Annotated in this window: 2 protein-coding genes and 1 pseudogene; all 3 read right to left on the minus strand. The window is 76.9% G+C overall.

From position 1 onward, the window contains the following. On the minus strand, positions 1–789 hold a 789-nt coding region (locus tag FA014_RS17840), incomplete at its 3' end, for a dihydrodipicolinate synthase family protein (protein ID WP_154730973.1). Positions 790–936: 147 nt separating this feature from the next. After that, positions 937–4698 (minus strand): PHP domain-containing protein, encoded by a 3762-nt coding sequence (locus tag FA014_RS17845; protein ID WP_154730974.1) that lies wholly within the window; start codon positions 4696–4698, stop codon positions 937–939. After that, positions 4691–4934, minus strand: a pseudogene (locus FA014_RS20245) (hypothetical protein); the annotation flags it as partial. The gene FA014_RS17845 and the pseudogene FA014_RS20245, both read right to left, overlap by 8 nt.

A 4934-nucleotide genomic window follows, 5' to 3' on the forward strand; every position in this document is an offset into this window, starting at 1 on the left:
CCGGCGCCGCCGCGTGCGCCGAGCACGCCCACCACACCGGCGCCGCCCGCCGGCCGCTCGCCCCCGACCATCCCGCCTCCTGTCCGTCGTGGGGCCGCCACCCGCGGCGGCCGCGTGGGCCACGGCCGCGTACCAGGCCGGCAGCACGCTCGCGAGCCCCGAGTGCCAGGTCCGCGCGCCCGCGAGCAGCCCCTCGACGCCCAGGACGTCGCCGCTGCAGCCGACCTCGACGGTGCTCGGCACCGCGGCCCGCAGCGCCGTCACCCGGTCCCGCAGCTCGCCGACGTCGCTCCCCCGGTCCTTGACCCCGCCGACCCCCGGTACCTGGGCGGCCCGGACCAGCGTCTCGACCGAGTAGCGGAACGACGTGCTGACGGGGTTGTGGTAAAGCCACACCGGCACGCGCGCGGCGTCGGCCACGTCCGCCACCAGGTCGAGCACCTCGTCGTCGGTCAGCGGCAGGTAGGCCAGCGTCGGCAGCAGCACCGCGGACGCGCCGGCCCGCTCGGCGACGATCGTGTGCACGATCACCTCGTCGGTCGTGAACGCCCCGACGCCGGCGACCACGGGCACCCGGCCGGCGGCCGCCTCGACCGCGGCCTCGACGACCAGGCGGCGCTCGCCGGCGGTCAGGTACGGCCAGCCGCCCGTGCTGCCGAGGACCGCGACGCCCGAGGCCCCGGCGGCGACGGCGTCGTCCACCAGCTGCTCGAGCGGGTCGATCACCACCTCGCCCTCGTGGCCGCGGGGGGTGGGCAGGTAGGCGACGAGCGGTCCGAGGAGGGTCACGCGGGCAGTCTGGCACGCACGCGGCCGGCTCCGGGGACGTGTCGGGGAGCTGGTGGCTCACCGGCCCGCACCTGCTGATGGTGCGGCCGGCGTCCGGGTCGCGACGTCCGGGTCGCGACGTCCGGGTCACGGCGTCCGGGTCACGCGTCACTGGAAGTCCCGGGACGTGGTCGCGACCTTGAGGGACAGCGGCGCGAGGTGCTCGGCGATGAGGTTGGTCGCCCCGTCGGCCCGCTCCAGCCGCCCGCGGACCACCAGCGCCCGCGAGGTGCGGGCGACCTTCCGGAACCGCTGCCACAGCCCGGTGCTGCACACGATGTTGAGCAGGCCCGTCTCGTCCTCCAGGGACAGGAAGGTGACGCCCCCGGCGGTGCCCGGACGCTGGCGGTGCGTGACCACGCCCGCGACCGCCACGCGCCGCCCGGCCTCGTGCCGGAAGGCCTGCTCGACCCGGAGCACGCCCGAGGCGTCCAGGCCCGCCCGCACGTGCTGGGTCGGGTAGGAGTCGACGGTCACCCCGGTGGCCCACACGTCGGCGACGGCGATCTCGACCTCGCTCATGCCCGGGAGGGTCGGGGCCCGCACGCCGACGGAGACGCCCGGCAGCGTGTCGGGCCCCTCCTGCGCGAGCGCACCGGCTGCCCACAGCGCCTCCCGCCGGGTGACGCCGAGCGACTCCAGGGCACCCCCGGTGGCCAGGGCCTCGAGCTGGGCCGTGCTGAGCTCGACGCGGCGCACGAGGTCCCGCAGGTCGGCGAACGGTCCGCGGGCGTCCCGCTCGGCGACGACGCGCTCGGCCACCTTCTCCCCCACGTTCCGCACGGACGCGAGCCCGACCCGGACGGCCAGCGAGCGCGCCCCGGCCGTCCGGTCGGCCCCGGACGCGGGCGCCGGTCCGGCCACCCCGGACGCAGACGCGGTGCTCGCCGCGCCGGACGCAGACGCGGTGCTCGCCGCGCCGGAGGCGGACGCCGTGCCGCCGGTGACCCCGTCCGCGGCGTCGGGGAACCCCGGTGCGCCCCCCGGCCGCAGCGGGGCGACGGGCGCCGTGCCGGAGGGCAGCGGGACCAGCCGCGGCTCGCCGCCCTCGGGCTCCGGGCCGACCCGCTCGACGACGGCCTGCACACCGGAGCGCTGCACGTCCGGGCGCAGCACGCCGATGCCGTGCCGGCGGGCGTCCGCGACGAGCGACTGCGGCGAGTAGAAGCCCATGGGCTGCGCGGCGAGCAGCCCGGCGTAGAACGCCGCCGGGTGGTGCACCTTGAGCCACGAGCTGGCGTAGACGAGGAACGCGAACGAGTACGCGTGCGACTCCGGGAAGCCGAAGTCCGCGAACGCCTTGAGCTTGTCGTAGACCTCCTCCCGCACCGGCTCCGGGATGCCGTTGCGGGTCATGCCGTCCATCAGCCGGGCCCGCAGCGCCTCCATCTTCTCGATGCTCCGCTTGGAGCCCATCGCGCGGCGGAGCTGGTCGGCCTCCGCGGGGGTGAAGTCCGCGACGTCGATGGCCATCTGCATGAGCTGCTCCTGGAACAGCGGGACGCCGAGGGTGCGCGCCAGGGACTTCTCGAGCCGGGGGTGCGGGTAGGTGATGGGCTGCCGCCCCTGGTAGCGCTCGATGTACGGGTGCACCGACCCGCCCTGGATCGGGCCGGGGCGGATGAGCGCGACCTCGACGACGATCCCGTAGAAGCTGCGCGGCTGCAGGCGCGGCAGGGTGCCCATCTGGGCACGCGACTCGACCTGGAACACGCCCACGGTGTCGGCGGCGCACAGCAGGTCGTAGACCAGCGGGTCCTCGCTGGGCAGCTTGTGCAGCTCCAGCCGCGGGCCGCCGTGCCGCTCCACCTGGTCGAAGGCGAGGCGCAGCGCGGTGAGCATCCCGAGGCCCAGCAGGTCGAACTTCACGAGCCCCGCGTCCGCGCAGTCGTCCTTGTCCCACTGCAGGACGGTGCGGCCCTCCATCCGCGCCCACTCGACCGGGCAGACCTCGATGACGGGCCGGTCGCACATGACCATGCCGCCCGAGTGGATGCCGAGGTGCCGCGGCAGGCGCAGGAACCGGTCGGCGAGGTCGATGACCTGCTCGGGGATCTCCTCGAGGTCGCTCGCGGGCGGCGGGCGGTGCGCGGGGACGACGTCGTGGCCGTCGGCCGTCGGCTGGCCGGCGAGGCGGTCGGTGTCGTCGTGCCCGGCGGGGCGGCGCGGGGCCGGTGCGGGGGTGGCGTCCGGCTCGTGGTTCCAGCCCCAGACGACGCCGTCGGGGTCCCGCTGCACGGCGGCGTACTGCGCGGCGCGACGGTCCTCACCGGTCGCCGGCGGCCTCGGCCGGGTCGAGGTCGGGCGGTCGGCGACGTGCTGCGTCGGCGGGGTGGCCGCGGCGGGCACGGCCGCCGGCCCGCGGCTCTCCCCCGACCACCAGGGGTGCCGCGGCGCGGGGCCGCGCAGGGTGCCCCAGCGCTCGATGGACTTGCTCCACGCGTCCTGCTGCCCGACGTCGTACCCGAGGGCGCGGGCGGCGTCCCGCACGGCCGAGCGCGCGCGGTAGGAGATGACGTTCGCGACCTGCGCGGCGTGGGTGCGGCCGTGCTTGGCGTAGACGTACTGGATGACCTCCTCGCGGCGGCCGGACTCGATGTCGACGTCGATGTCGGGTGGCCCGTCGCGCTCGGGGGCGAGGAACCGCTCGAACAGCAGGCCGTGCGCCACGGCGTCGACGGCGGTGACCTTGAGGGCGTAGCAGACCGCGGAGTTGGCGGCCGACCCGCGACCCTGGGCCAGGATGCCGTTGCGGTGGCAGAAGTCGACCAGGTCGTAGACCACCAGGAAGTAGCCGGGGAAGCCGAGGTCCTCGATGACGCGCAGCTCGTGCTCCAGCTGCGCGTAGGCGCCGGGCACCCGCTCGGCCTCGGGCGGGCCGTAGCGCTCCAGCGCGCCGCGGCGGACGAGCTCGCGCAGCCAGGTCGCCTCGGTGTGGCCGGGCGGCACCGGGTACGGCGGCAGCTGCGGCGCCACGAGGTGCAGGTCGAAGGCGCACTCGGCACCGATCGCGGCGGCGGTGGCGACGGCCCCGGGGTGGCGGCGGTGCCGGCGCAGCATCTCGGCGGCGGACGCGAGGTGCGCGGTCGGGGCACCGGGCAGCCAGCCGTCCAGGTCCTCCATCGAGGACCGGGCGCGCACGGCGGCCAGGGCCATCGCCAGGTCGGCGTCCCGGGGGGTGGCGTAGTGCACGTTCCCGGTGGCGACCAGCGGCAGCCCGGCGCCGTCGGCGAGCGCCGCGAGGGCGTCGGCGAGCTCGGAGTCGTAGGGGCCTCCGCCCTGGGTGACCTCGACCGCGACGTTGTCCCGCCCGAACAGCGCGGTCAGCCGGTCGAGCTCGGTGCGCGCCCGGTCGAGCCCCGCGGCGGTGACGCCGGGCTCGCGTCCGCCGTCGGTCAGCGCGTGCCGGACGGGGCCCTTGCGGCAGCCGGTGAGCACGAGCCAGCGGCCGTCGGCCTGCTCGGCGAGCTGCTCCAGCCGGTACGCGGCGGCGCCCTTGGTGCCGGTGGCGAGGTGCGCCTCGGCGATCGTGCGGGACAGCGCACGGTAGCCCTCGGGACCGCGGGCGAGCACGGGCAGGTGCAGCGCGCGCGGGTCGGGCACGCCGGTCGGCAGGTCGAGGACGTCGGGGCCGCCGACACCGGGGACGGGCAGGTGCAGCTCGGCGCCGAACACGGTGGGCAGCCCGACCTCCCGCGCCGCCTCGGAGAACCGGACCACGCCGTACAGGCCGTCGTGGTCGGTGAGCGCGAGCGCGCTGAGGCCGAGCCGGTGCGCCTCGGCGGCGAGCTCCTCGGGCTGGCTGGCGCCGTCGAGGAAGCTGAACGCCGAGTGCGCGTGCAGCTCCGCGTAGCGCGGGGTGTCAGTCATAGACGGCCTCGCAGGTCCAGCCGTCGGGGCGCCAGGCGAGCAGCAGGGCGCGGCCGTCGCCGAGCGTGACCTGCAGGTGCACGCGCAGCCCCGCCTCGGCCGGCGACCACCACCGCTCCGCGAGCGGGCCGAACGTGTCCCGCCAGGCGGGGCCGTCCGCCCCGAGCCCGTCGGCGGTGCGGTCCAGGTCCCGGTAGGCGATCGCCGCCCGGCCGCCGTCCAGCGGCTGCGCGAAC

Source organism: Cellulomonas hominis, from assembly GCF_005239125.1.
Taxonomy (GTDB): Bacteria; Actinomycetota; Actinomycetes; order Actinomycetales; family Cellulomonadaceae; genus Cellulomonas; species Cellulomonas hominis_A.